The organism is Actinotalea ferrariae CF5-4, from assembly GCF_000603945.1.
GTDB lineage: Bacteria > Actinomycetota > Actinomycetes > Actinomycetales > Cellulomonadaceae > Actinotalea > Actinotalea ferrariae.
The window spans coordinates 1-25840 of the sequence record NZ_AXCW01000018.1; the positions used below are offsets into that span (position 1 = coordinate 1).

The following is a 25840-nucleotide window of genomic DNA, read 5'->3' on the forward strand; positions in this document are numbered from 1 at the left end:
ACGCCGTCGACGCGCGCGACGCCCACGCCGCGCGCCACGCCGAGGACGACCCAGGGCAGCAGGACGTGGGCCAGCACCGCTCCCCAGCGCCCGGTGCCGACGCCCAGCGTGAGGGCGGGCGCGACGGTCCAGGCGAGCGCGGCCCAGGCGCGCAGGGCGACGGACCGGGTGGCTGCGCCGGCGGCGTACCAGGCGCCGACGGCGGCGAGGACGGGGGCGAGCAGCAGCACGAGCGCGGCTGCGCTCCCCACGGAGCCCGTGAGGGCGGTGAGCGGCAGGAGGGTCACCAGCGCGGGGTCGGTCGGGGCGGCGTGACCGAGCCCGGCGGGCACCCGCCCGGCCAGGACGAGCTCCCACACCTGCACGGCCGACGCGTCGCCGGGCAGCACGGCGCCGCCGCTGAGCCGCTCCCCCGCCACGACCCGGGTGACCAGGCGGCCCACGGTCGCGATGGTGAGCGCGGCGGCGACCAGGACGACCAGGGCCAGTCCGCCGCGACGACGGCGCCGCAGGACGGCCAGCTCGCGCAGCTCGAGCTCGCTCGGGGCCTCCTGCCGGCGGCGCATCTCGGCGGCCGTCAGGCGGCGGTCACGGGCCTGCCGGGCCACGTCGCGCCAGCCGACCTGCAGCGGCCGCAGGGAGCGCCGGGGCAGGCGCGCGGTGCGCGCGGCGGCCCGGCGGGCCCGGACCACCCGGGCGGGATGGAGCAGGACGGTCCACGGCGCGAGCAGCTCGGCGCCCACGAGGTGCGGCTCCTTGACGACCAGCCGGCCGAGCGCCCGCACCAGGCTGCTGACCACCGCCAGGACCGCGACGACGGGCACCAGGGGCAGGGGGACGCCGGTGAGCTGGGCGTGCAGGTAGGCCTCGCGCCGGGCGCGGACGGACCGCCGCAGGTCCCAGCCCGGCCGGTGCAGGACCGCCCCGGAGTGGGCCTCGGAGAGGGAGGCCTGGGCGTGCCGGACGACGGCGTCCGGGACCGCGACCACGCGGTGGCCGGCCAGGCGGGCACGGCGGCACAGGTCGAGGCCGTCGCCGTAGGGGCCGAGCGCCGGGTCCGGGCCGCCCAGGCCGTCCCAGACGTCCCGGCGGACGAGGGCACCGGCGAGGCCGACGGCGAGCACGTCCTCGCGGGCGTCGTGCTGGCCCTGGTCCAGCTCGGGGCCGTCCAGGCCCGTCATGCGTCGGCCGAACCGGGACGTCCACACGCCGACCTCGAGGACGCAGGGCGACCCTGCCCAGGTCCGCTGCTTGCAGCCGGCCACCGCGACGGACGGCGCCAGCTCGACCGCGTGCAGGAGCGCCGCGAGGGCGCCGGGCTCGGGGGCGCTGTCGTCGTGCAGGAGCCACAGCCACGGCTCGCCGGTGCCGGTGCGCTCGGAGGGTGCGTCCGGGGGGTCGCCGGGCGCCGCGTCGACCACGTGCGCCCCGGCGGTCAGCGCCGCGCGGACGGCCGCGCCGAACGACCGGGCCCGCGGGACGTGCAGGTGCACGACCACCGTCGGTGGTGCTCCGGTGGTGGGGTCGAGGAGGGCCGGGGGCCGGAGGTCCCGGACGAGGCCGCGGACCACCGGCGCCGGCTCGGGGCCCGCGTCGACCACGAGCAGCCGGTCGGGGGGGCGCGTCTGGCCGAGGACGGCGGCGAGGGTCTGCTCGACGTACTCGGTGTCCCCGCGCGTGACGAGGACCGCGGTGACGTGGGGTCCGCGGGGTCGCCGAGCAGCGGGGCCGGGAGGTCGCCCTGCGTCGGTCATGTGTCCCGTCGGCCGCGCGAGGCGGTCAGACGACGCGCTTCTTCAGCTTGCGACGCTCGCGCTCGGACAGGCCGCCCCAGATCCCGAACCGCTCGTCGTTCGCGAGGGCGTACTCGAGGCACTCCGAGCGCACGTCGCACCCGGTGCAGACGCGCTTCGCCTCGCGCGTCGAGCCGCCCTTCTCGGGGAAGAACGCCTCAGGGTCGGTCTGGGCGCACAGCGCCCGCTCCTGCCACCCCATGGCGCCCTCGTCGGAGGCCGTCCCGAAGAGCGGCAGGACGGTCGCGCCGTCCTGCTCGGCCCCCGGTCGGTCGAGGAACGATGCGTCGTCGTCGAGCAAGTTCCACATGTCAGAGCCTTCCGTGCCGCCTGGTCCCCGCAGGGCGTGCGTCCTGCCGTCCGCCTGCCGCCCCGCTGTCGTCCCTACGTCGACGGCGAATCGAACCGCATGAGGAGAATTACACGCGCGTCATGCCCGCCGGTCAAGCGGAAGCTGTGCTAGATCACCCGCCCTGTTCCCCATCAGGGGGTGAAAAGGAGACCCTACGCTGGTGGACGTGACCGACCTGACCCGCGCCGCCTTCGCACCGCGCCCCCCCGCGCCGCTCCTCCCGGCCCTGCTCGGGGCGCTGACGCGCGACCCGGGACGGCCCCGGCTGACCTGGTACGGCCCCGAGGGGGAACGGGTCGAGCTGTCCGGGCACGTGCTGGACAACTGGGTGACCAAGAGCACGAACCTGCTCGTGGAGGAGTTCGAGGTCGGTCCGCGGTCCGCCGTCGTGCTGGACCTCCCGCCGCACTGGCGCGCGGTCGTGTGGGCCTTCGCGATCTGGCGCTCCGGCGCGTGCGTGATCCCCGTGACCCGGGCGGCCGACGACGCCGCGCCGGAGCGGCCCGGCGCCGGGGGCGGCCTCGCAGCGGACCGGGCCGTCGTCGTCACCGACCGCCCGCAGGAGTGGTCCGGGGCGCGGGACGTCGTCGCCGTCGCCCTCCCGGCCCTCGCGCGGCGCTACGACGGCGACCTGCCGGTCGGTGCCATGGACGCGTCGTCCGCCGTCATGACGTACGGCGACGTGCTGACGTTCCTCCAGGAGCACGACCGGGGCGCGGACGCGATCGAGGTCGAGGGCGCCGTCGTCGTCCACGACGGCCTGCGGGCGTGGGCGGCCGAGGCGGCCGGCGCGCTGGTGCCCCCGGACGCCGGCGGCGGCGAGGAGGGCCCGCGGCGCGTCCTGGTGGAGCCCGGCCCGGGCGACGGGACCGCCGTGCTGGCGGCGGCCCTCACCGTGCTCGCGGCCGACGGGTCGATCGTCCTGTGCCACCCCGACGTCGTCGTCGAGCTGGCCGCGGACCCCGCGCGCCGCGCCCGGCTGGTGGAGACCGAACGGGTCACGGGGGCACAGCCCTCCTGAGCCAGGACGCGGGGGTCAGGGCAGGTCCGTGGTCACCCTCGCCCACGCGGGTCAGGCACGGCAGGGCAGCTCGCGTGAGGGTGCCTCGACGTCAGGGCACGTCGGCCTGGACGACCGTGCCGCTCCCGCGCGCCACGAGCGCGCCGTCGCTCGCCGGCACGAACACCGACTCCCCTCGCCGCAGCGTGACCGCGCCGTCGCCCGTGGAGGAGACGCGCAGCTCGCCGTCGAGGCACAGCAGGATGCGCGGTCCGCGGCCCGGCAGGGGGTGCTCGTCGTCGTCGGCGACGGTCGTGACGGACAGCTCGAAGTCGTCCACGGGTGCGTAGAAGACCTTCGTCGACCCGTGGAACTCCTCCGGCGCGATGCGGATGGGCGGCGCGGCCACGTAGTCGACGTTGGCGAGCAGCTCGGGGATGTCGACGTGCTTGGTGGTCAGGCCGGCGCGCAGCACGTTGTCGGAGTTCGCCATGAGCTCGACGGCGACGCCGGAGAGGTAGGCGTGCACGCCGCCCGCGGGGACGAACATCGCCTCGCCCGGCTGGAGCGTGACGGGGTTGAGCAGGAGCGACGTCACGACGCCCGGGTCGCCCGGGTACTGGTCGCCGAGCAGGACGACGGTGCGGTCCGCGCGCGGCGAGGGCGAGCCGGCGGACAGCCGCGCCCGGCAGGCCTCGACCACCCCGTGCACGGCGTCCGGTCCCGGCCGGGTCGCCGGGTCCAGGAGCCGGGTGAAGGCGGCGCGGACGCCCCGGAAGGACGTGTCCGCGGCCAGGTCCGTGTGGAGCGTCCGGGCCAGGTCCGCGTCGAGGTCCACGAGCAGCTCGGCGGCGCGGCGCGGTGCCCGGAAGCCGCACATCGCCCGGAACGGGGTGAGGGCGTAGACGAGCTCCGGCTTGTGGTTGCGGTCCTTGTAGATGCGCCGCGGGTCGTCGAGCGGCACCCCGCGGGCGTCCTCGCCCTCGTAACCCTCCCGGGCGCGCTCCTGGCTCGGGTGCACCTGCAGCGACAGCGGCCGCTCGGCAGCGATCACCTTGAGCAGGTACGGCAGGGACTGCCCGAAGCGCGCGACGACGTCCTCGCCGAGCATCCCGTGCGGGTCCGCCTGCACGAGGCGGTCGAGGCGGCGTGCGGCCGCCGTGCTCACGGCGTCTCCGCACGGCACGGCGGAGGAGGGGGCCGTCGGGTGGGCCCCGAGCCAGAGCTCGGCGGCCGGCGAGCCGTCCGGCACCGTCCCGAGGAGCTCGGGGATGGCGGTGGGTGATCCCCACGCGTAGTCACGGATCGGGTTGCTGAGTCGGAACACGAGGTCCTCGGGGTACGGGGCCGGGTCGCGTCGATGCTACTGGGACGGCCCCGCCGCCGGGCGCGATGCGGCACACTGATGCACCATGCGCGGAATCATCCTGGCCGGCGGCTCCGGTACCCGACTGCACCCGATCACCCTCGGCGTGAGCAAGCAGCTCGTCCCGGTCTACGACAAGCCGATGATCTACTACCCGCTCTCGACCCTGATCCTCGCGGGCATCCGCGACGTGCTGGTCATCACCACCCCGCACGACGCCGAGCAGTTCCGTCGCCTGCTGGGCGACGGGTCGCAGTTCGGCATCTCCATCAAGTACACCGTCCAGGCCGAGCCGAACGGCCTGGCGCAGGCGTTCGTCCTCGGCGCGGACTTCATCGGCGCCGAGTCCAGCGCCCTGGTCCTCGGCGACAACATCTTCTACGGCCCCGGCCTGGGCTCGCAGCTCTCGCGGTTCTCGGACATCGACGGCGGCGCCGTGTTCGCGTACCGGGTGGCCGATCCCACGTCCTACGGCGTCGTCGAGTTCGACGAGAACGGCACGGCGCTCTCCCTGGAGGAGAAGCCGAAGGAGCCGAAGAGCAACTACGCCGTGCCGGGCCTGTACTTCTACGACAACGACGTCGTCGCGATCGCCCGGGACCTCGAGCCCTCCGCGCGCGGCGAGTACGAGATCACGGACGTCAACCGCACGTACCTGGAGCAGGGCCGGCTGCAGGTGGAGGTCCTGCCCCGTGGGACCGCCTGGCTCGACACCGGGACGTTCGACTCCCTCCTCGAGGCCGGGGACTACGTCCGGACGGTCGAGCACCGGCAGGGGCTGAAGATCGGCTCGCCGGAGGAGGTCGCCTGGCGCAAGGGCTTCCTGTCCGACGACGACCTCCGCGAGCGGGCCGAGGCCCTCGTGAAGTCGGGGTACGGCTCGTACCTCCTGGGCCTGCTGAACGACGGCCGCGCCGCCGGCTGACCGACTGCGCGTCGACCCCCAGCTGCCGCCCCTCCCGCACGGCGACGGCGGCGGCGGCGTCACGCCTCTCGCATCAGCCGAGAGAGGCATCCCACCCCTACGCCGCGCACGCCGGTCGGCCGTCGAGGGCGGTCAGGACGCCGGGTGGGCCCCCGTCAGCCCGTGGAGAACGTCCGCGGCCGCCGCGGCCCAACGATGCCGCCAGTCCGCGATCGGCTCGAGCCCGATGCGCTCCAGCGCCTCGTGCCCGAGCACGGAGTAGGCGGGACGCGGAGCCGGCCGCACGTACACGTCGCTGGTCGTCGGCGACACAAGATCCGGTGACATCCCGGCGGCCGCCACCACGGCGCGGGCGAAGGCGAACCAGGTCGTCTCCCCGGAGGCGGTGCCGTGGTAGGTCCCGCTGGGCGCGTCGTGGTCGACGAGGCCCACGACGAGCGCCGCGAGGTCACGGGTCCATGTCGGCTGACCGCGCTGGTCGTCGATCACCTGGAGAGATCCCCGCTCCGCCGCAGCGCGCGCGATGGTGCGCGGGAAGCACGCGCCGCCGGCGCCGTACAGCCAGGCCGTCCGCACCACGAGGTGGTCCGGCGTCTCCGCCCGGACCGCCCACTCCCCGGCCGCCTTCGTCCGGCCGTAGGCGGAGGACGGTGCGGCGGCAGCACCCTCGGGGTACGGGGTGCTGCCACGGCCGTCGAAGACGTAGTCCGTGGAGATGTGGACCATGCGTGCCCCACCGGCCCGCGCCGCCCGCGCCAGCAGCTGCGGCCCGACCGCGTTGACCGCGAAGGCCGCGGCCTCGTCCGACTCGGCGTCGTCCACGGCGGTCCAGGCGGCGCAGTTCACCACCACGTCATGGCCGGGGACCGCCGCACGGACGGCCGTCTCGTCGGTGATGTCCAGGTGCTCACGGTCCACGGCGGTGACACCCTCGCCGCGGTCCTGCAGGTGCCGCACCAGGTCCTGACCGAGCATCCCGCGGGCACCCGTGACCATCCAGCGCACGTGGCGCTCCCTCCGTCGCATTCGTCCGGACCCAGGCTATCGGCGCCGCGCCGGTACCCTGACCGCCGGACGCCCGTCGAAGGAGGAACCCGTGCAGATCCGTGAGCTGACCGTCCCCGGCGCCTGGGAGTTCACCCCGCGGCAGTTCGGGGACCCGCGTGGGGTCTTCCTGGAGTGGTTCAAGGACGAGACGTTCACCGAGGCGGTCGGGCACCGGCTGGACCTCCGTCAGGCGAACTGCTCGGTCTCCGCCGCCGGCGTGCTGCGCGGTATCCACTTCGCGGACGTCCCGCCGGGCCAGGCCAAGTACGTCACCTGCGCCAAGGGCGCGGTCCTCGACGTCGCCGTCGACATCCGCGTCGGCTCCCCGACCTTCGGCGCCTGGGACGCGGTCCTCCTCGACGACGTGGACCGGCGTGCGATCTACCTCTCCGAGGGTCTGGGGCACGCCTTCCTGTCGCTCGAGGACGACTCGACGGTCCTCTACCTCTGCTCGACCGGCTACTCCCCCGGTCGGGAGCACGGCATCCACCCGCTGGACCCCGAGATCGGCATCGAGTGGCCGACGGTCGCCCGCGACGGCAGCCCGCTGCAGCCGCTGCTGTCCGAGAAGGACAGCGCGGCGCCCACACTCGCTGCGGCCAGGGCGGAGGGAGTTCTCCCTTCGTGGGAGGCGGTCTCCGCGCACCTGGCTGCGTTGCGAGGCTGACAGCGGAGGGGGTGGCGTGCGGAGACCGCTCGCCACCCCCTCACGTCGACCTACAGGCGGACGGACTCACCGGACGACGCGGAGCGCAGGACCGCCTCCGCGACGCGGACCGTCGCGAGGCCCTGCTCCAACGTCACGATGTCTCCGCCACGCCCGAGGACCGCGTCGCGCATCGCCTCGTGCTCGACGAGGAGAGGCTCCCTCTTGACGAGGGCGAAGCGCGTGGACGCCCCTTCCGCGACGCCGCGGAACCCTGCCAGGGACTCCCACGTCGTCTCACCCGTGCCGTTGGCGTAGAACGTGAGGTCCGCGGTGAGCGTGTCGGCCACGAACGCGCCCTTCTCGCCGGTCACCACCGTCGTCCGCTCCTTGAACGGGGACAGCCAGTTCACGAGGTGGTTCGTGACCACACCGCCCTCCAGGAGACCGGAGGCGGCGACCAGGTCCTCGTACTCGCGGCCGCTCTTGAGCGCCACGTGCGCCGACACGGTGACGTAGGGCGCCTGCGTGACCCACGCTGTCAGGTCGATGTCGTGGGTGGCCAGGTCCTTGACCACGCCGACGTCGGCGATCCGGCCCGGGAACGGTCCCTGCCGGCGGGTCGAGACCTGGTAGATGTCCCCGAGATCCCCCTGCTCCAGTCGTCGCCGCAGGTCGCGCAGCGCCGGGTTGAACCGCTCGATGTGACCGACGGCACCGACAAGACCTCGCTCGGCGAAGGCTGCCGCGAGGCGGGACGCCTCGTCCGACGTCGAGGCGAGGGGCTTCTCCAGGAGGGCGTGGACGCCGGCCTCGGCGAGCGTCAGCCCGATGGCCTCGTGGTGCTGCGTCGGCGCCGCCACCACGACGTAGTCGGGGCGAGCGGCGAGGACGTCCTCGACCGTCCTGCCGACCTCGAGGTGCCGGGCGACGCCGTGGACGTCACCGCCCGGGTCGGCCACCGCGACCAGCTCGACACCCTCGAGCGACCCGAGCACGCGAGCATGGTGACGGCCCATCATCCCCAGGCCGATCAGCCCGGCACGCAGTGCAGCCATCACGCACCTGCCTTCGCGAGGGCGTTGACACCCTCGACGACCCGGTGGAGCTCGCGCTCGCTGAGTGCCGGGTGGACAGGCAGCGAGAGCACCTCGGCGCACGCACGCTCCGTCTCCGGGAGGCCCAGGGTCAGGCCGAAGGACGGGAGTGCGTGGTTGGGGATCGGGTAGTACACGCCGGAGCCGACGCCGTGCTCCTGAGCGAGCGCCGCGGCGAACCCGTCGCGGTCGGACGGCACGCGGACCGTGTACTGGTGCCAGACGTGCTCGGCTCCGGCCACGACGGTCGGCACGACGACGCCGTCAAGACCCGCGGACAGGAAGGCTGCGTTCGCTCTGCGCTGCTCCGTCCAGGCGTGGAGCTTGCCGAGCTGGACCCGTCCGATCGCCGCGTGGACGTCCGTCATCCGCTGGTTGAGCCCGACGACCTCGTTCTCGTACCGCCGTTCCATGCCCTGGTTGCGCAGCAGCTGGACCGACCGGACCATCTCGGGCGTCGCACAGGCGACCATGCCGCCCTCTCCCGAGGTCATGTTCTTGGTGGGGTAGAGGCTGAACATCGCGAAGGTCCCGAAGGCACCGACCGGCCGCCCCTGCCAGGTCGCACCGTGCGCCTGCGCCGCGTCCTCGAACAGCTGGATCCCGTGCCGCTGGGCGACCTCGGCCAGGCTCGTCATGTCCGCGGGGTGGCCGTACAGGTGCACCGGCATGACGGCGGCCGTGCGCTCCGTGATCGCAGCCTCCACCGCGCTCGGCTCCAGGCAGAACGTCACCGGGTCGATGTCGGCGAACACCGGGGTGGCGCCGGTGAGGGCCACCGAGTTCGCCGTCGCGGCGAACGTGAACGAGGGCACGATCACCTCGTCACCGGGGCCGATCCCCGCGGCCAGGAGACCCAGGTGCAGGCCGGCCGTGCCGGAGCTCACGGCCACGCAGGAGCGGCCACCGACGAGCTGGTCCGCGAACTCCTGCTCGAACGCCGCGACCTCGGGACCCTGAGCGATCATGCCGCTGCGGAGGACCCGGTCGACCGCCTCACGCTCCTCGTCACCGATGAGCGGCTTCGCCGCCGGGACCATCTGAGCACTCATGTCTTTCCTCTCTCGCCCGCCGCACCTCAGGCGTCGGGACCTCTCATGGATCACTCCGGGGGCGCGTGCCCCGTCACATCAGGCGCCGAGCGCCTCCAGCACGTCCACGACGGTGCGGCTGGGGTGGACGGCCTCGGCGGCGACGTCGACCCGATAGCGATCGGGCGCCTCCAGGAACCGACGCAGGACGTCGTCCCGGAAGCGAGTGAACACCATGACGGTGCCCTCGCCGTCCGGGCGCTCCGTCCTCGCCCGGTGCACCGCGCACGGGATCCCCAGGTGTGCACACTCCTCCTGCAGACCGCCGCTGTCCGTCACGACGAACTCTGCTCGCGCCAGGACCGGCAGGAAGCGCACGTAGCTCTGCTTCTCCTCCAGCCGGAAGGTCTCGGAGTCGAAGAGGGAGAGCAGCCCGAACTGCTCCAGGCGCGCACGCTCCGACGCACCGCAGAAGTAGATGATGGGCCGATCCGGCGTCGCATGAGCACGCAACGCCTCCAGGGCCCGCCGGTACAGCTCCTGGTCCCGTACGAGCTCGAACCGGTGCAGGGTGGCGACGGCGTACCTCTCCGGGAGGTGGATCTCCGTGCTCTCGCCCCGTTCGAGGGCGTAACGGACCGCGTCGAGAACCGTGTTGGCCCCCGTGCAGACGACCGCTCCCCGCCGGCGACGAAGGTTGTGCACCTGCTGCGACGTGGGCGCGAAGTGCAGGTCCGCGAGGTGGGCCACCACCCTGCGGTTGAGCTCCTCCGGGAACGGGTGCACCAGGCTGCCGCTACGCATGCCGGCCTCCACATGGCCGACGCGGGCGCCGAGCAACCGGCCCACGAGTGCGCCCAACGGGGCGGTGAAGGTGTCGCCGTGGACCAGCACGACCGGCGAGCGGCCGTCCGCGTGGAGTCGCGCGCGCAGGCGGGACCGCTCGCGCAGCACGGTCCGCGCGAGACGGGCTACCCACGCGGGGACCTCGGCCGGACGTGCGAGGTTCCGCGCCGAGCCGCGGGGCACGAGCCACACCTCCGGTGCCGGCAGGTCGAGGTCACGAAGCGTGGCTTCGAGCTCGGTCACGTGCTGCCCCGTGTACCAGATCTCGACCGCGCGACCGCGGGACCGGAGCTCGTGGTGGACGGGGGCCATCTTAATCAGTTCTGCTGTCGTGCCGACAAGGATCGCGATCAAGGGCCTCTCCAGTTCACGGGATCGACGGACTCTGACGTCGCGGCACGCGCGGCCGCTCGAAGGTGCACGATGAACAGGGCGAGGGCGATGACGGTGCCCAGGACCCCGCTGAAGACGATGAACCCCATCAGGTCGGGGAGGATCATCCTCGCCCCCGTCCACTGGACCAGCGCCGCCGTCAGGAGGACCGCGAGGCCCGTACGCGACCGGGTCGCCGTCACCCTGATGAGCAGCGCCTGGATCGCGGCCCACGGCACCCAGGCGAGGGCCAGGGGGACGAGCACCTCACCCACCGTCTCGTAGCCGCCGCCGAAGACCGAGACCACGAGGTCGCCGAGCAGGGCGACGACGGCGACCATGGCCAGCCCTCCCGCCAGAGCGATCATCACAGTCACGTTGGTCCCGGTCCGACTCATCGCCGCGTCGCCCCGGCGCGCGACGAATCGGGGCAGCAGGTAGAGCGAGAGGGTGGCCGGCACGATCAGCGTGGACTTCACCACGACGACCGCCGCGGCGTACCCGCCGGCGACGACGGGCTCGGCCCCGGCGCGAACGAGGACGACGTCCATGCTGATCAACCACGCGAACACGATGGTCAGTGCCATCACCACCGTGGTGTCGCGTCCGAACGGCCGTGCCGACGTCGTGAGGCGCTCGCGCGCTGCCTGCACCGACGACCCCACCGCACCCGCCACGGCGACGAACGCCAGCGCCGCGAGCACGACGGTGGCTCCTCCCCCGAGCAGCAGCACCACGGCCGCGAGGACGAGCTGGGCCACCTGCGCACCGCTGGACCACAGGACCACCGCCTTGGCGCGCCCACCGCCCTGGAGCAGCCCCTGCGCCCGGGAGAACAGGAAGTAGGGCGCGACCGCGAGCGCGACGAGCGCCAGCACCCACACGTCGAGCCCACCGGACGCCAGCGGCGCCGCCACCGCGAGCCCCACGGTGCAGACCGCTCCCAGCACCCACGCTTCCGTGATGGACCCGTCACGACGTCGGGGACGCGCAGACGTCGCGCTCGCGGCCCCGGCGTCGGCGACGGCGACGGCGACGGAGTTCCGGAGTGCGCTGCTACCGATGGACGCCACGTTGAGCAGTGCCAGGGCCGACGCCAGCACGGCGTACTCCGCCGGTCCGAGGCCACGGATCGCCACGAACTGGAAGGCAGCCGTCGCCGCCACACCGACGCCGCTGACCAGTCCCACCCCGAGCAGCGCGCGCCCGTGCCTGACCAGGTGCGGCGATCGGCTCAGCCGTGCCAGGAGCCCGGCCGGGGCCGTGCCCGGATCGGCCATCAGGAGTCCGCTCTCGAGCGCCGCCGACCGAACGAGGCGCGGTGGACGACAAGACCTCGTGCCAGGCCGCGCCAGAACACCGCGCCGAAAGGAACGACGTAGACGAGGTAGGAGAGGACCGCCCGCCTGGGCGTTCGGGACGCCAGCGCGATGACCGCCGGCGCGGCGACGGCAGCTCCCGCCGCGGCGCCCACGGCTGCCAGGAGCCGCCACGCCCGGCTCGCCGCAGCGCCGACAGCGACTGCGAGCGCGACCGGGGGCAGTCCCACGAGGGCGATCAGCACGACGTCCCGGAGTGGACTCGTGCCCGCATAGCTGTCCACGAACAGCGTGCCCCTGTTGCCCGCGTGCTGGAGGAACTTGCGAACCGTCGTGCGGGGGCGGTACGTCGCCGAGAAACCGGGGTCCAGACGGATGGGCACGGCAGCGGCGACGTGACGCAGGAGCTTCGTGTCGTCGGACGTGAACCGCGCGTCCGCGGCCGGCCACGAGTGCTCGTACGCCTCGATCATCAGCTGGCGACGAACGAGCAGGCACCCCGTGCCCTTCGGCACCGCGTCGAAGTTCCTCGGCGTGATGAGCATCGGCCTGGGGTCGCTCAGGTACGTCCGCCAGAACACGCCCGTCGGGACCTCCCAGAAGCGACCGACGAGAGGGGTGTCCGGGTCGGTGACGACGTGCCCGTTCCACGGGTGCTGCGCCGAGAGGGCGTCCGCCGCCTCGAGGTGTGCCACGGCGCCCGTGTGCAGCAGGAGCCGGGAGTTGAGGATGAGCACCCACTCTGCGCGCGCCTCCTGCAGCCCTGTCCAGACCGCCATGAAGACACCCTGGTTCGGCTGCGTGACGACGCGGAGGTCGTACTCGTACGACGCCGCCAGTGACCGCATCTCGGCCACGGTCGCATCGGTGGACCCGTCGTCGACGACGAGCACCTCCGCCCGCCACGACGTCCTGCGGAGGGCCACCGCGAGCGCCTCGAGCGTCGTCGGGAGCCACGGAGCCGAGTTGTACGCCGGGATCACCACCGAGACGTCGAACTGGTCCGTGCCGGAGCGAGTCATGAGCGGGTCGCCCTCCCTTCGGTCTGTCCGGGCCGCCGGTCAGGCTACCGGAGTCGCTTCCGCGTGCTCTGGGCAGAGGGACCCACCGCCTGTGGCCGTGCGTCAGCGGCGCCAGGCCGCCTCGAACGCCTGGAGGTGGAGCGCGGCCGACGCGTCCCAGGTGAAGAGCGCCGACCGCTCGAGCGCCGCCGTGCTCAGCCTCGCTCGGCGCGGCCCATCTGCCAGCAGCTCCCCCAACGCGGTAGCGATGGAGCTGTCGTCCGTGCCGCAGTACGCGACAGCATCACCTCCTACCTCCGGCAAGGAGAGCTCTCGTGTGGTGAGCACGGGAGCGCCGCAGGCCATCGCCTCGAGGACCGGTAGGCCGAAGCCCTCACCGAGGCTGGGGTAGGCGACGACCTCTGCCCCGGCCAGGAAGCCTGCGAGGTCCTCCAGAGGCAGGTATCCCGGACGGATCACCCGCAGGGGTGGTCGCACGGCCGCGACCGCGGGGGGGACGTCGAGGTCCCACCCGGCCCCGCCCGCGAGGACCAGCACAGGCGGCGCGGTGGCATCGGCCGCGATCCGGGACCAGGCCCGGATCAACGCCGGCACGTTCTTCCGCGGCTCGAGCGTGCCGAGGAAGGCGACGTACGGCTGGTCGCCGAGACCGAGCGACTCCCGGACCCGGGCGCGCTCGGCCTCGTCCACGGGGTGGAACAACGCGCGGTCGACACCGTGATGGGCGACATGGAACGCGGCCCCGTGCCCGCCGACGTGCCGGAGGACCTCGTCCCGGGTGGCCGCCGACGGCACGACGAGCGCCGCGGCGTGCCGGACCGCCCGCCTCGTCGCCTGGCGGAAGAACCGTCCCTTCACACGTGTGTGCACCTCGGGATGGCTGAAGAACGTGGCGTCGTGGAGGGTCACGACCACCGGGACCGGTGACAGGCGCGGGAACGTGTAGTGGGGGCTGTGCAGCACGTCGGCCCGGACGCGCCGCACGAGCGAGGGCAGGCCGACCTGCTCCCAGGCGAGACGGAACGCCCGGCCGGACACCCGCCCAGGTGCCTCGACCACCTCGGCACCAGGTGCGAGGCCCGCGAACAGGACTGCGTCCCGCGGCTGGGCCACGACGACGAGGTCGGCACCCGCTCGCGCGAGGGCGGGCACGAGCTCGTCGAGGTAGCGACCGACGCCGCCCCGGTCCCCTGGCACCGCAGTGGCGTCCAGCAGCACCCGGGGACCCGACGTGGCGGTCACCGTTCGTGCGCCACGGAGCGCCACCAGTCGAAGGACTCGGCGAGTGCGTCGGGCACGTCGGCGGGCGCTGGGGGCAGCGCACGCTCCGCGTCGCGGTAGGAGCGGTCGATGGTCGCGGCGTCCTCGGCCGCCGTGCCGACCCGCTCCATCCCCACGACGTTCCCGCCGCGCACCCGCGCCGGGTTGCCGTAGGCCTTGGCCCACGGCGGGACGTCCCGGGTCACCACGGCGCCCATGCCGACCATCGCCCCCGGCCCCACCAGCCTGCGTTGGTGAACGACTGCGCTCATGCCCAGGTTGGCGCGCGCTCCGATCACGACGTGCCCCCCGAGCGTCACGGACGACGCCAGGGTCGCACCGTCGTGGACCCGGCAGTCGTGAGCGACGTACACCTTGTTCATGATGAAGCAGTCGTCCCCGATGACGGTGTCGTCCTGCCAGCCCGCGTGGACGGTCGCGTACTCCCGGATGACGTTGCGGCTCCCGATACGGACACCCGGGCCGTCGGAAGGACGCGCCCACTGTGCCGTGTGCTCGACGCCCCGGACCTCCGGGGGGGTACCGAGCACGACCCCTGGCCCGATCCAGTTCTCGTCACCGAGCGTCAGCGGCCCGAAGAGGACCGCGTTCGGACCGATGACGTTTCCTCGTCCCATCCGGACGTCCTGGGCGACAACCGCGCTGGGGTGGATCTCGTTGAGCGACCCGTTCATGATCCTCTGCCCTCCGGTGCGAAGCGGCCGTGCGTGTCACACGGCATCGGGTCCTGCGAGGGTGCCGACGCGGGGCGCAGCTCGCTCACCGGCCCGGAGAGCGTTCGGCCGAGGGGTGAGCGCCGGATCCGGCACGGCCAGGGGCGTCACCGGCCGGGAGCGACCGGTCGGGTCCTGGTGGAGGTCGCAGCGTCTCCGAAGCACCGTCGCCACCGGTCGGGGCATCGCCGCCCTGCGGCGGTGCCGCCTGGGAGGCGCCCGTGACGGGGCCCGACGTACCGATGGGCGCTCGAGGGTCGGGACTCGTCAGCTCCGCCGAGAGCAGCGCGAGGGCCCCCGCGAAGGCGACCGTCCCGGCGACCCAGACGACCATCGGCGAGACCGGCAGGGCCCACCACCACTCGACGCCCGCGTCCAGGTCGATGTCGACGACGTCAAGACCGGTCACGTAGCGCCGGATGTTGTGGTGGAGCGCGACGGCGTTCACGAACGCCAGGACGACCACGATCAGCCATCGCTGCGCTCCGGAGAGGACGAGGGAGCGGCCGTCGGACCGGATCATCGCGGCCACCGCGAGCAGGACGAGGAGCGGCAGGATGTATCGAGGCTGGACGTACGACCCCACAGGATGGCCGGTCAGGAACTGCAGGTAGCCGGGGACCACGGCCAGGGCGGCCACGATCGCGCCCACGGCAAGGCCCTGACGCCAGGTCACGCGCGCCAGTCCCTGGAACACCACCGCGACCAGGACGCCCCACGACAGGGCCCACACGGCAGGAGGCATCGCGGTGTCGAGCCAGCCCAGCCCCCACCGACCCAGGGCACCGACCCAGAGGTCGGGGACGTCGAGCAGGATGTCGCCGAAGGCCCCGAGCGTGAACGGCTGCGGGCGGGGGGCCTCGAGAGCGCTCGACTGGCCGGCGGACAGGTAGGCGAAGGTGGCGACGACAGCCAGGAGGACCGGGTAGAGCGCCCGGACCAGGAAGGCGCGGTCCCACGTGAGCGTGAGCACGAGCGCGGCGCCGACCGCGACCACGGCGTAGATCGACGCGTCGGCTCGAGCCCCTGCGCCCACGAGCAGCGCGACCGCGGCCAGCGCACCCGTCGTCAGCATGCGGCGACCGCTCTCGGCGGTCATGTACCCGACCACCGACACGAGGAAGGTGACCGCCGAGATGACGGCCCAGCCGCTCGGGTTCACCGACGGGATCAGGAACATCCCGAGCGGCACGGCGGTGATCATGAAGCCCGCGAGCATGGCCCGGCGCAGGGCCGTCGGCACCGCTGCCGCCACAGCGGCTCCGAGCAGGACGAAGAGCAGCGCGGAGGCGCCGCGCATGGCCATGACGGAGGTCACGATGTCCGGTCCGGCGAGGACACCCGTCGCCGCGAAGAACACCGGCGGGTAGTCCCCCGTGAAGTTGCCCCGTCCGGTCGCGGTCAGATCGGTGCCCGCCTCCGCGCTCCGCACGGAGTCCCGCTGGCATGCGGCGCTCTCCGCTGCCTCGAAGGCGAAGCACGAGGGGGAGACGATCCCCTTCGGCACCAGCCGCTCGGCAGGGTCTGCTGCCGGCTCGCACAGGCCGTCGCGCAACCCGAGGCCGCACCACGCGCCGGCGAGGTGGTAGTCCTCGTCGGGCGACGACCCGACCGGCGACGACAGCGCCCACATCACCAGCGACACCAGGAGGAGGGCAGCGCCCACCGCTCCGGAGACCGCGCGGGGCGAGCCCACCCTGATCGCCTTCATCACGCGGCGGACCCTACCAGCGAGGCGTGCGACGACCCGGGACCCACCGTCCCCCGCCACACCCGCCGCACCCAGCCGAGGGGTGTCGCGCGTGGAGGTCGGTCACGACCCCGCGGGTACAGTTCAGGCGTGCCGGTTGACCAGTCGTCCGTGGTGATCATCATCCCCGCCTGGAACGAGCAGGAGACCCTCCCTGACGTGGTCCGTGAGGTGCGGGAGGTGCTGCCCTCCGTGGACGTGGTCGTGGTGAACGACGGGTCGACCGACGAGACCTCCCGGGTCGCCCGCGAGGCCGGCGCCCGCGTGCTCGACCTCCCCGTGAACCTGGGCGTCGGCGGGGCCATGCGAGCCGGCTACCGCTTCGCCGAGCGGCGGGGCTACCGCTACTCCGTGCAGCTCGACGCCGACGGGCAGCACGACCCGCGTGCGGTTCCGCTGCTCCTCCAGCCCCTGGAGCGCGGCGAGGCCGACGTCGTCATCGGCGCCAGGTTCGCCGGGGTCGGCACCTACACGGCCGGACTCGCCCGGCGGGCGACCATGTGGGTCCTGTCGACGATCCTGTCCCGCGTCGCGAGGACGCGGCTGACGGACACGACCTCGGGGTTCAAGGCCTGCAACCGCGCCGCGATCCTCCGGTTCGCCGCGGACTACCCCGCCGAGTACCTCGGGGACACCATCGAGTCGCTCGTCATCGCCGCGCGCACCGGGCTCACCGTGCGCCAGGTCGGCGTGCAGATGCGTCCCCGCGCCGGGGGACGACCGTCGCACGGTCCCGTCAAGGCGGCCGTGTTCCTGACCCGAGCCCTGCTGGCCGTCTTCGTCGCCCTCACGCGACCACGCTCGACCGTACGTCAGGAGGCTGCGACGTGACCGGCTACGTCTTCGCGACCGTCGCCTGCATCCTGGTGACCGCCGCTGTCCTGGGGCTGCTGCGGACGCGCCGTATCCGCGAGAAGTACGCGGGGATCTGGATCGCCCTGGCCGCGGTCAACATCCTGTTCGTCGTGTTCCCGGGGCTCGCCGTGGTGCTCGCGCGACTCGTCGGCGTCGCCACGCCCGTGAACCTGCTCTTCGCGCTGGCCTTCATCGTCCTGCTGGTCGTCTGCATCCACCTGTCCACCGAGCTGTCCCGCGTGGAGGACCAGACCCGCACGCTGACGGAGGAGATCGCGCTGGTGCGCCTCGACCTCTGGGAGCTCGAGGACCGTCTCCGACCGCAGCCGCGACCGCGGGACGGCGGCCCCGCCGACGCGTCCCTGCCCTCCCTCCCGGCCGACCGCCCCGTCCCCGCCGCGCCTCCCCGACCCGTCGGCGACGTCGGCGGCACCGTTCGCCCCCCCTCGTGAGTCGTCCGGACGACTCGCACGCGTCGCCGCGTCCGTCCCCGGCACCCGCGCCGGGGGAGCCACTGCCGGAGCCGCCTCTGACCTGCGCCGTCGTCGTCGTGAACTGGAACGGCGCGGAGGTGCTCCCCGCGTGCCTCGACTCCCTCGACCGGGTGCTTCCGGCCGAGGTGACGGTCGTGCTCGTGGACAACGGGTCGACGGACGGCTCGGTGGAGCAGGCCGAGCGGGACCACCCGGAGGTCCTCGTCGTGCGCCGGGGCGTCAACGACGGGTTCGCCGCCGGGGTGAACGCGGGCATCAGGGCCACCGACGCGGACCTGGTCCTCCTGATCAACAACGACGCCGTGGCCCAGCCGGGCTGGCACGCCGCTCTCGCCGCACCGTTCCGCGGGCCGTCGGGGCACGACGTCGGCGCCGTCACCGGCCGGGTCCTCCTGGACGGATGGTTCGTGCCGGCCACGCCACCCCGCCAGGACGCCGACCTCGTGGACGGCGCCTCGCACGCGTGGCGCCGCGCGCCGGGGGGCGAGGCCGTCCCCGGTGCGACCCGCCGGCTGAACTCGACGGGCAACGAGGTCACCCGCACGGGCAACGGCCGCGACCGCGACTGGCTGGCGCCGGGCGACGGCCCTCCGGCGCCACCAGACGTCTTCGGCCTCAACGGCGGGTGCGCTGCGCTGCGTCGCAGCGCCCTGGCCGACGCCGGGCTGCTCGAGGAGTCCCTCTTCCTCTACTACGAGGACACCGAGCTGTCCTGGCGGCTGCGGCGCAGGGGGTGGCGGGTCGTCCACGCCCACGACGCCGTCACCGTGCACCGGCACGCGGCGTCCTCCGGGGTGCGCAGCGAGGTGTTCGTCGTCCACAACGTCAGCAACAGGCTCCGCGTCGCGGTCCGCCACGCCCCGGCGACCGTCGTCGGCCGCGCCTGGCTCCGCACGACGGTGCGCCTGGCCGCCGGGCCCGGGCGGGCGTGGCAGTGGCGGGGCCTGCGGACCGCGGTGACCCGGCTCCCGGAGGACCTGCGCGCCCGACGGCAGGTGGACCGGACGGCCCGGGTCCCGCGGCAGGTGGTGGCCGACCTCCTCGTCGACGACCGGACCCGGGGCCACGGCACCGGCGCCGGCACCTGAGACAGCCCAACGGTCCGAGGAGGAGGAGCCCGCGTTGCACGACAGCACCCAACCGCTGCGCGTCGGCCTGACGGTCGAGCAGCTGTGGCAGCCGGTGCCGGGTGGTTCCGGCACCTACATCACCGAGCTCCTCGCGGCGCTCGACCGGCGTCAGGACACCCAGGTGCGCGGGCTGGCCGCTGCGCACCGGCCGCGGTCCGGACGCGGCCCGCGCGGCGTGACGGTCGACCACGCGCCACTGCCCCGACGGGTGCTCTACGACGCGTGGAACGGCCTGCGCGCACCACGGGCCGAAGCGCTGCTGAGGCGGCCCGTGGACGTCGTCCACGCCACGACATGGGCCGTGCCACCCACGACGAGACCGCTGGTCGTGACCGTCCACGACCTGGCGTTCCTGCACGACCCCGGGCACTTCACCGCCCGGGGCGCGCGCTTCTTCGTCCGCTCGCTGGAACGGGTGGTGGACGAGGCGTCCGCGGTGATCGTCCCGTCCCGGGTGGTCGCCGAGGACTGCGTCGCGCACGGCATCGAGGAGAGCCGCCTCCACGTCGTGCCGCACGGCGTGCGTGTCCCCGCGGTGACCGCCCGGCAGGTGGACGACCTCCGCCGGCGGCACGGGCTGCATCGGCCCTACGTCCTGTGGGCCGGGACACTGGAGCCCCGCAAGAACGTCGAGCGCCTCGTCGCGGCGTTCGAGCTGGTCCGGGGGGAGCGCCCCGGCATGGAGCTGGTCCTGGTCGGCCCGTCGGGATGGGGAGGCCGGACCACGTCGGATGCACCGGGCGTCCGGGCCCTCGGACGTCTGTCCTGGCACGACCTGCACACGGCGTACGCGGGTGCGGAGGCGTTCTGCTTCCCCTCGATCCGGGAGGGCTTCGGGCTGCCCGTCCTCGAGGCGATGGCGCACGGCGTGCCGGTGGTTACCTCCGCCGGGACGTCGATGGCGGAGGTCGTCGGCGACCCGGACAACGGGGTGCTCGTGGACCCCGCCGACGCGTCGTCCGTCGCCGCCGGGATCCTCGACGCCCTCGACCGGCGGAGCCCCCTGGCCGAGCGGTCGCTCCGGCGCGCGGCCGACTTCACCTGGGACCGGAGCGCGGCCGCGACGCGGGCGGTCTACGGTCTCGCCCAGGAGGCCTGACCGACGAGGCCATCGTCCGACCCGCCCCCGGCGCCGTGGGCCGAGGCGCTGCGGGCACCGGTTAGGATCGAGCGCCGTAGGGGCGCCGGGGCTGTGGTGCGGGCGCAGTACCCACCGGTGAGCCCAGGTCAGGAGGACGGTGAGATGTCAGGTGCCGCTCGCCGCGCTGCGCTCCCGGGAAGGCCTGGCACGCGGCCGGGCCCCCGGGCCGCCCGGCCGGTGGTTGCCCAGCCGCCCCGAAGGCGACGTCGCACAGGAGCAGTGACATGAGCAGCCCCACGAGCATCGTCCGCATCGAGGACGTGTCCAAGCGCTTCGTGCTCCACAAGGACAAGTCCCTCAAGGAGCGCGTGCTGAACGTCGGTCGCAGCCGGCGGCACGTGGACGACTTCTGGGCGCTCCGCGACATCAACGCGGAGATCCACGCGGGCACCACGGTGGGTCTCATCGGCGCGAACGGCTCCGGCAAGAGCACCCTGCTCAAGGTGATCGGTGCGATCATCCAGCCCACGACGGGTTCGGTCCTGCGCCGGGGGCGCCTGGCGGCATTGCTCGAGCTCGGCGCCGGCTTCCACCAGGACCTGACCGGCCGCGAGAACGTCTACCTCAACGCGGCGCTGCTCGGCATGAGCAGGGCAGAGACGGACCGCCACTTCGACGCCATCGTCGACTTCTCCGGCATCGAGGAGTTCATCGACACCCAGGTGAAGTTCTACTCCTCCGGCATGTACGTCCGCCTGGCGTTCTCGGTCGCCGTCCACGTCGACCCGGACCTCCTGCTCGTCGACGAGGTGCTGGCTGTCGGGGACGAACCCTTCCAGCGCAAGTGCATGGACAAGATCCGGTCGTTCCAGCGGGAAGGTCGGACCATCGCGCTCGTGAGCCACTCCGCCGACCAGGTGGGGGAGCTGTGCGACCGGACCCTCTTCCTGCGCGACGGCCGCGTCGTCGTCGACGGACCGCCGGAGGAGGGCATCCGTGCCCTGCGCCAGTCCTTCGAGAGCGACCGGCGCGAGCGCGAGGACGCCGAGGAGGCGGACTCCCCCACGCACCCGCGTGCCAGGATCACCCAGGTGCGGCTCAACGACGCCGCCGGCACGCCCACGTCGGTGCTGCGCGCCGGGGAGCCGCTGCGCATCGGCGTCGACGTCGACCTGCTCGAGCGGGTGCCGGGGTGGCGGCTGGGGGTCTCCATCGAGACGCCGCTCGGCCAGTACGTCTACGGGACGAGCTCGGAGCGGCAGGAGCTGGGGCTGCCGACCGGTCCGGGCGTCGCGACCGTGGAGATCTCCGTGCCGCAGGTCCGCCTGGGATCGGGGCAGTACGTGATCCGCACCCGTGCCTGGAGCCCAGACGGGGAGACGCTCGACCTCGTCCCGCAAGGCGCACTGTTCTCGGTCGAGCTCGACTCCGCCCTCAGCACCGGCGTCGTCGACATGACGGCGTCCATGCGCGTCACCGGCTGACGAGCCGGCGCGGAGGGCCGACACGTCCACCGACACGGGGTCCGCCAGGAGGGTCGCGTGCGAGGATGGTGCTAGACACCGGCACCTGACCAGGCGTCATGGTTCGGCACCGCCGAGACACCGGCGCTCGTCGCCTGGCGACGGTGACACCGCCCGACCGCGCACTGCGGACCCTCGTCGCCGGAGACACCGCATGATCGCCGCCCGCTCCCCCGTCGCCCTCCTCACGGTGCTCGTGACCGGGCTCTCCCTCGCCGCGTGCACCGCGTCGGAGCCACGGGCTGCCGCCTCGTCACCCCCCGCTGCACCCTCTCAGGAGCCGTCGGGGCCGGCGGCGGAGCCGCCCGGCGGCTCGGAGACCGCACCCGGGCCCGGCCCCGCCACGTCGCCGGCCCCCGACCCGGCGGATGCGGCCCCCCAGCCCACGCAGGACCCGCAGCCCCCGCCCACCAGCCGGGACGCTGTGGAGGTCGTGGTGACCTACGCCGGCCCCGGCACCGATCCCGATGTCACCGAGGTCGTCGCCTACCTGCCCGGCCTCATCGAGGAGGGTGGGACCTGCACCGCGACGCTGGTCCCCAGCGGAACGGCCGTCTCCGTCCCCGCGTGGCCCGACGCGACCTCGACGTCCTGCGAGCTCATGGAGCTCGACGTCCCGCCCACGGCCGGCTCGACGGTCGTGGTGACCTATGCCTCTCCCGCGAGCTCGGGGACCTCCGCGACGACCGAGGTCTCGCCATGAGACGCGGGCTCGTGGCCACGGTCACGACGATCGTCGCGCTGGTGACCGCCGTGGTGGGGCCCGCCGCCGCGGCGACCGCAGCCACGGCTCCGGCCGCGGTGGCACCGATCACCCCGGTCGCCGCGGCGATCAGCACCTCACCGGCGCCGACGTCCGCAGTGCCGGCCGGGCCGGTCGCGGCAGCCGTCGCGAGCGACTGGGCCGCCGGCAACATCATCAGCGACTCCGTCTTCTTCGACCCCGGGACCATGACGGTCGCGCAGGTGCAGGCCTTCCTCGACGACCGCGGGGCAGCGTGCCGACCCAACGCCGACGGGCTCCCCTGCCTCAAGGACATCCAGGTCCCGACGGTCGCGAAGGCCGCGGACGGCCTCTGCCGCGGCTACGCCGGTGGTACGCAGCAGACGGCGGCCCAGATCATCGTCGGCGTGGGCCTGAGCTGTGACGTCAACCCGCGCGTCCTCATCGTCCTCCTGGAGAAGGAGCAGTCCCTCGTCACCAGACGGACCCCCTCGGCCTACGCCTACGAGCGCGCGACCGGCTTCGGCTGCCCGGACACGGCCCCGTGCAACGAGGAGTACTTCGGGCTCTTCAACCAGCTCTACCTCGCGGCGAGGCAGTACCAGAACTACGCGGCCAACCCGGACCGCTACCCGCGGTACCGCCCGCAGCGCACGGTGGACGTCCTCTACCACCCGAAGCAGGACCCTCCGGGCACGTTCGTCTGCGGCTCCTCGCCCGTGTTCATCCACAACCAGGCGACGGCCGGGCTCTACACGTACACGCCGTACCAGCCGAACGCCGCGGCGCTCGCCAACCTGTACGGCACCGGCGACGCCTGCAGCTCCTACGGCAACCGGAACTTCTGGCGGCTCTTCACCGACTGGTTCGGCTCCACGCAGGCGGGCAGCTTCCTCGTCCGGACGGCGACGAGCGGCCAGGTCTACCTCGTCGTCGGATCGGTCAAGCACCCGGTCAACTCGCTCGCCGTGCTCAGCGCGTACGCCCCGCTCGGCCCGGTCGGCACGGTCTCACAGGTCTACCTGGACCGCCGCACCACGGGGCCGGCACTCGGCCGGTTCGTCCTCGCGAGCAGCGGCACCGTCCTCTTCGTCGACCAGGGTGAGAAGCACACGTTCTCCTCCTGCACGCTCGTCGCCCACTACGGCGGCAGCTGCGGCGCCCTGGTCAGCCTCAGCGACGTGCAGCTGGCCGCCATGCCGGACGACGGCGTCATGCGCCCCACCCTGCAGTCGCCCGACGGCGCGCTCTTCACCGTCCGGGACGCGGTCAAGCACGAGGCGGCGGACCAGGAGTCGCTCACGCGGGCCGGGCTCTCGACCGACGTCGTGCGGCTGTCCCGGGACGCCGTCGCGGGGCTCCCGTACGGCGACCCGATCATCCGACCGGGCCTCGTGCTGACCGACCGCACCACGGGCGCCACGTCGCTCAGCCACTCCGCCGGCCTCAACCCGGTCCCCGCGGCGCTGCTCGAGGGCACGGTCCTCGGGAAGCTGCCCGTCCGTCCGTTGGACGCCGCCGGGCTGTCCCGGCTGTCGGGCGGCGCCCCGCTGACACCCTTCGTGCGCCGATCCACGGACGACGCCACGATGCTGCTGCGCGGCAGCTCGATCACGCGTGTCGTCGACCCGGCCGCCGCCCCGCCGGCTCCGCCGGTCGTGGGGTCGGAGACCCTCGCGGGGTTCACCGAGACCGGGACACCGGCGACGCCGCTGTTCGTCGAGCCGGTGGGCTCGACGGTGCGCTACCTCGTCGAGGGCGGGGTCCGCCGACCTGTCCGCGACGACGCCGAGCTGCGCTTCCTGGCGGGCACGTCCGAGCCGGTGGTCCTTCGGGTGACCGGCCCCGTCGCCGGCCTGATGCCCGTGGGCCGGTTCGCCGCCCTGACGCAGTTCGACGACGTGTGGCTCACCCAGCCCTTCGCCGAGGACATCGTCTGGCTCGCCGCCTCGGGCGTGACGAGCGGCTACGCGGACGGCACCTTCCGACCCACCGACCCCGTGAGCCGTCAGGCGATGGCGGCGTTCCTCCACCGGATGGCCGGGAGGCCGGCGGTGGACCTCCCCGCCACGCCGACCTACGTCGACGTGCTCCCGGGCTCGCAGTTCTACGGCGAGGTCGAGTGGCTCACCGCAGCCGGGATCGCGACCGGGACGTCGGCGCCGGACGGGACGGTGCGTTTCGCGCCCACGGCCTTCGTGAGCAGGCGGGCGATGGCCGCCTTCCTGTACCGTGCCGCCGGCTCCCCGGCGTTCACGCCGCCGGCCGCGCCGACCTTCGCGGACGTGCCGGCGACGGCACCGTTCGCCCGGGAGGTCGAGTGGCTCGCGTCGGTCGGTGTCACGACGGGGCAGTCCGTGAACGGTCGGCTGATGTACAACCCGGCGGATCCCGTGAGCCGGCAGGCGATGGCAGCCTTCCTGCACAGGTTCGACGGGCTCTGACGGCGAGAGCAGCGCACGGTGCCGCGGCGACTACGATCGACCGCGGCCCTGCGCAGTCACCTGCGAGGGGTACCCATCCGAGGAGGCACCACCCATGGCCACGTCCGCAGCCGAGCAGCGCATGTCCCGCATCGCGCGCGAGCCGCTGCGCCCCTTCGGACCGCAGCGGGGCATCGCGACGGGCACGGTGGCCTCCGTCCGGGACATCTGGGGAGCCCGAGAGCTCGTCGGGCTGCTGGTGCGCCGGGAGCTGCGGGCACGGTACAAGAACAGCTCCCTGGGCTTCGTGTGGAGCCTCTTCAAGCCGATCGCGCAGCTCGCCATCTACTTCGTGGTCATCGGCCAGTTCCTGCAGCTGGCGCGCAACATCCCCGACTTCGCCATCTTCATCTTCGCGGGGCTGACCGTCTGGGGTCTGTTCAACGAGGTCGTCGCGGGCGGCACCGGCTCGATCGTCGCCAACTCGGGGCTGGTGAAGAAGGTCTACCTGCCGCGCGAGGTGTTCCCGCTCAGCACGGTCGGGGCCGGCCTGTTCAACTTCGGGATCCAGTTCGTGGTCCTCACGCTCGGCACGGTGATCGCCGGTGCCTTCCCCGCCTGGGCGAACCTGATCTACGTGCCCCTCGGGCTGGTGCTCGTCATGACCTTCAGCACCGCCCTGGCCGTCCTCCTCAGTGCGCTGAACGTGTACCTGCGGGACGTGCAGCACCTGGTCGAGATCGTGATGCTCATCCTCTTCTGGGCGTCCCCGATCATCTACTCCTACAAGTTCGTGACGGCCCACCTGGGTGGAGGCTTCCTCGAGGAGCTCTACCTCGCGAACCCGGTGACCCTCGCCGTGCTGGCGTTCCAGCGCGGCATGTGGGTCGGCGGCGCGGAGGAGCCCTTCCCGAGCGACCTGGGCACGCGCCTCGTCGTGGCGACGATGGTGTCGATGCTCCTCCTGTGGGTCGCCCAGCGCGTCTTCTCGCGCCTGGAGGGCAACTTCGCCCAGGAGCTCTGAGGGGCTCGCACGTCGGGCCGTCGGCA

The 25840-nt window shown here is 73.5% G+C and carries 23 protein-coding genes; 11 read left to right on the top strand and 12 right to left on the bottom strand.

From position 1 onward, the window contains the following. Window positions 1-1754: glycosyltransferase (locus N866_RS02870; RefSeq protein WP_034222352.1), on the bottom strand; the 1754-nt coding region annotated here is incomplete at its 3' end. Between the two features lie 25 nt (window positions 1755-1779). After that, the gene (locus tag N866_RS02875) at window positions 1780-2103 is read right to left on the bottom strand and encodes a WhiB family transcriptional regulator (protein WP_034222354.1); all 324 of its coding nucleotides are present in this window, start codon (window positions 2101-2103) and stop codon (window positions 1780-1782) included. Window positions 2104-2311: 208 nt separating this feature from the next. Here N866_RS02875 and N866_RS02880 point away from each other — a divergent pair, with 208 nt between their 5' ends. Then, a complete protein-coding gene (locus N866_RS02880; RefSeq protein WP_155855172.1) occupies window positions 2312-3166 on the top strand; it encodes a TIGR03089 family protein in 855 nt (284 codons plus the stop codon). Between the two features lie 91 nt (window positions 3167-3257). Here the strand turns inward: N866_RS02880 and manA are convergent, their stop codons facing one another. After that, the gene (gene manA, locus N866_RS02885) at window positions 3258-4472 is read right to left on the bottom strand and encodes a mannose-6-phosphate isomerase, class I (RefSeq protein ID WP_034222357.1); all 1215 of its coding nucleotides are present in this window, start codon (window positions 4470-4472) and stop codon (window positions 3258-3260) included. Between the two features lie 85 nt (window positions 4473-4557). On the opposite strand from manA, the gene rfbA reads away from it, so the two are divergent. Continuing rightward, complete coding sequence (gene rfbA / locus N866_RS02890; protein WP_034222359.1) at window positions 4558-5436, top strand: glucose-1-phosphate thymidylyltransferase RfbA; 879 nt, start codon at window positions 4558-4560, stop codon at window positions 5434-5436. Between the two features lie 132 nt (window positions 5437-5568). Here rfbA and rfbD read toward each other — a convergent pair whose 3' ends face one another. Further along, window positions 5569-6432: a dTDP-4-dehydrorhamnose reductase gene (gene rfbD / locus N866_RS02895; RefSeq protein WP_245612345.1), complete on the bottom strand. Its 864-nt coding sequence runs from the start codon at window positions 6430-6432 to the stop codon at window positions 5569-5571. 100 nt (window positions 6433-6532) lie between these two features. Between rfbD and N866_RS02900 the strand changes: the two genes are divergently transcribed. Further along, complete coding sequence (locus N866_RS02900; RefSeq protein ID WP_034222363.1) at window positions 6533-7150, top strand: dTDP-4-dehydrorhamnose 3,5-epimerase family protein; 618 nt, start codon at window positions 6533-6535, stop codon at window positions 7148-7150. Between the two features lie 50 nt (window positions 7151-7200). On the opposite strand, the gene N866_RS02905 is transcribed toward N866_RS02900, so the two are convergent. The 8 genes from N866_RS02905 to N866_RS02940 all read right to left on the bottom strand — a co-directional run bounded on the left by N866_RS02905 (window position 7201) and on the right by N866_RS02940 (window position 16521). Beyond that, complete coding sequence (locus N866_RS02905) at window positions 7201-8187, bottom strand: Gfo/Idh/MocA family protein (protein ID WP_034222365.1); 987 nt, start codon at window positions 8185-8187, stop codon at window positions 7201-7203. Then, window positions 8187-9278, bottom strand: a complete 1092-nt coding sequence (locus N866_RS02910; protein ID WP_034222368.1) for a DegT/DnrJ/EryC1/StrS family aminotransferase — start codon at window positions 9276-9278, stop codon at window positions 8187-8189. The genes N866_RS02905 and N866_RS02910 overlap by 1 nt, the downstream gene beginning before the upstream one ends. A 78-nt stretch (window positions 9279-9356) precedes the next feature. After that, entirely contained in the window at window positions 9357-10457 is a 1101-nt protein-coding gene (locus tag N866_RS02915) for a UDP-N-acetylglucosamine 2-epimerase (RefSeq protein WP_034222371.1), read from the bottom strand. Continuing rightward, the gene (locus N866_RS02920) at window positions 10454-11755 is read right to left on the bottom strand and encodes a polysaccharide biosynthesis protein (protein ID WP_052022305.1); all 1302 of its coding nucleotides are present in this window, start codon (window positions 11753-11755) and stop codon (window positions 10454-10456) included. Before N866_RS02920 ends, N866_RS02915 begins: the two co-directional genes overlap by 4 nt. Continuing rightward, the gene (locus tag N866_RS02925; RefSeq protein ID WP_034222374.1) at window positions 11755-12816 is read right to left on the bottom strand and encodes a glycosyltransferase family 2 protein; all 1062 of its coding nucleotides are present in this window, start codon (window positions 12814-12816) and stop codon (window positions 11755-11757) included. The genes N866_RS02920 and N866_RS02925 overlap by 1 nt, the downstream gene beginning before the upstream one ends. 102 nt (window positions 12817-12918) lie before the next feature. Beyond that, window positions 12919-14058, bottom strand: coding sequence for a glycosyltransferase family 4 protein (locus N866_RS02930; protein WP_034222376.1), 1140 nt, complete (start codon window positions 14056-14058; stop codon window positions 12919-12921). After that, entirely contained in the window at window positions 14055-14771 is a 717-nt protein-coding gene (locus N866_RS22555; protein WP_034222379.1) for an LbetaH domain-containing protein, read from the bottom strand. Before N866_RS22555 ends, N866_RS02930 begins: the two co-directional genes overlap by 4 nt. Before the next feature lie 85 nt (window positions 14772-14856). Then, window positions 14857-16521, bottom strand: a complete 1665-nt coding sequence (locus N866_RS02940; RefSeq protein ID WP_081802266.1) for a DUF2142 domain-containing protein — start codon at window positions 16519-16521, stop codon at window positions 14857-14859. Between the two features lie 129 nt (window positions 16522-16650). Here N866_RS02940 and N866_RS02945 point away from each other — a divergent pair, with 129 nt between their 5' ends. The 8 genes from N866_RS02945 (at window position 16651) to N866_RS02980 (ending at window position 25814) form a co-directional block, all read left to right on the top strand. Further along, entirely contained in the window at window positions 16651-17391 is a 741-nt protein-coding gene (locus N866_RS02945; protein WP_034222382.1) for a glycosyltransferase family 2 protein, read from the top strand. Beyond that, on the top strand, window positions 17388-17867 hold the full coding sequence (locus tag N866_RS02950; RefSeq protein WP_081802267.1) for a DUF2304 domain-containing protein: 480 nt from the start codon (window positions 17388-17390) through the stop codon (window positions 17865-17867). The genes N866_RS02945 and N866_RS02950 overlap by 4 nt, the downstream gene beginning before the upstream one ends. After that, entirely contained in the window at window positions 17864-18997 is a 1134-nt protein-coding gene (locus N866_RS02955; protein WP_052022308.1) for a glycosyltransferase family 2 protein, read from the top strand. The genes N866_RS02950 and N866_RS02955 overlap by 4 nt, the downstream gene beginning before the upstream one ends. 34 nt (window positions 18998-19031) lie before the next feature. Continuing rightward, a complete protein-coding gene (locus tag N866_RS02960; RefSeq protein WP_216699364.1) occupies window positions 19032-20138 on the top strand; it encodes a glycosyltransferase family 4 protein in 1107 nt (368 codons plus the stop codon). A 266-nt stretch (window positions 20139-20404) separates the two neighbouring features. Next, on the top strand, window positions 20405-21604 hold the full coding sequence (locus N866_RS02965) for an ABC transporter ATP-binding protein (protein ID WP_034222385.1): 1200 nt from the start codon (window positions 20405-20407) through the stop codon (window positions 21602-21604). A 193-nt stretch (window positions 21605-21797) separates the two neighbouring features. Then, window positions 21798-22346: a hypothetical protein gene (locus tag N866_RS02970; RefSeq protein WP_034222388.1), complete on the top strand. Its 549-nt coding sequence runs from the start codon at window positions 21798-21800 to the stop codon at window positions 22344-22346. Then, window positions 22343-24811: an S-layer homology domain-containing protein gene (locus N866_RS19680; protein WP_155855174.1), complete on the top strand. Its 2469-nt coding sequence runs from the start codon at window positions 22343-22345 to the stop codon at window positions 24809-24811. The genes N866_RS02970 and N866_RS19680 overlap by 4 nt, the downstream gene beginning before the upstream one ends. Window positions 24812-24905: 94 nt before the next feature. Next, window positions 24906-25814, top strand: a complete 909-nt coding sequence (locus N866_RS02980) for an ABC transporter permease (protein ID WP_034222390.1) — start codon at window positions 24906-24908, stop codon at window positions 25812-25814. Window positions 25815-25840: the final 26 nt, after the last annotated feature.

What these genes read in the sequence shown, in the direction of transcription:
- N866_RS02980 (WP_034222390.1), top strand. Translation starts at nt 24,906, where the DNA reads ATGGCCACGTCCGCAGCCGAGCAGCGCATGTCCCGCATCGCGCGCGAG.
- N866_RS02940 (WP_081802266.1), bottom strand. Translation starts at nt 16,521, where the DNA reads ATGAAGGCGATCAGGGTGGGCTCGCCCCGCGCGGTCTCCGGAGCGGTG.
- rfbD (WP_245612345.1), bottom strand. Translation starts at nt 6,432, where the DNA reads ATGGTCACGGGTGCCCGCGGGATGCTCGGTCAGGACCTGGTGCGGCAC.
- N866_RS22555 (WP_034222379.1), bottom strand. Translation starts at nt 14,771, where the DNA reads ATGAACGGGTCGCTCAACGAGATCCACCCCAGCGCGGTTGTCGCCCAG.
- N866_RS02925 (WP_034222374.1), bottom strand. Translation starts at nt 12,816, where the DNA reads ATGACTCGCTCCGGCACGGACCAGTTCGACGTCTCGGTGGTGATCCCG.
- N866_RS02920 (WP_052022305.1), bottom strand. Translation starts at nt 11,755, where the DNA reads ATGGCCGATCCGGGCACGGCCCCGGCCGGGCTCCTGGCACGGCTGAGC.
- N866_RS02910 (WP_034222368.1), bottom strand. Translation starts at nt 9,278, where the DNA reads ATGAGTGCTCAGATGGTCCCGGCGGCGAAGCCGCTCATCGGTGACGAG.
- N866_RS02965 (WP_034222385.1), top strand. Translation starts at nt 20,405, where the DNA reads ATGAGCAGCCCCACGAGCATCGTCCGCATCGAGGACGTGTCCAAGCGC.
- N866_RS19680 (WP_155855174.1), top strand. Translation starts at nt 22,343, where the DNA reads ATGAGACGCGGGCTCGTGGCCACGGTCACGACGATCGTCGCGCTGGTG.
- N866_RS02875 (WP_034222354.1), bottom strand. Translation starts at nt 2,103, where the DNA reads ATGTGGAACTTGCTCGACGACGACGCATCGTTCCTCGACCGACCGGGG.
- N866_RS02970 (WP_034222388.1), top strand. Translation starts at nt 21,798, where the DNA reads ATGATCGCCGCCCGCTCCCCCGTCGCCCTCCTCACGGTGCTCGTGACC.
- N866_RS02905 (WP_034222365.1), bottom strand. Translation starts at nt 8,187, where the DNA reads ATGGCTGCACTGCGTGCCGGGCTGATCGGCCTGGGGATGATGGGCCGT.
- rfbA (WP_034222359.1), top strand. Translation starts at nt 4,558, where the DNA reads ATGCGCGGAATCATCCTGGCCGGCGGCTCCGGTACCCGACTGCACCCG.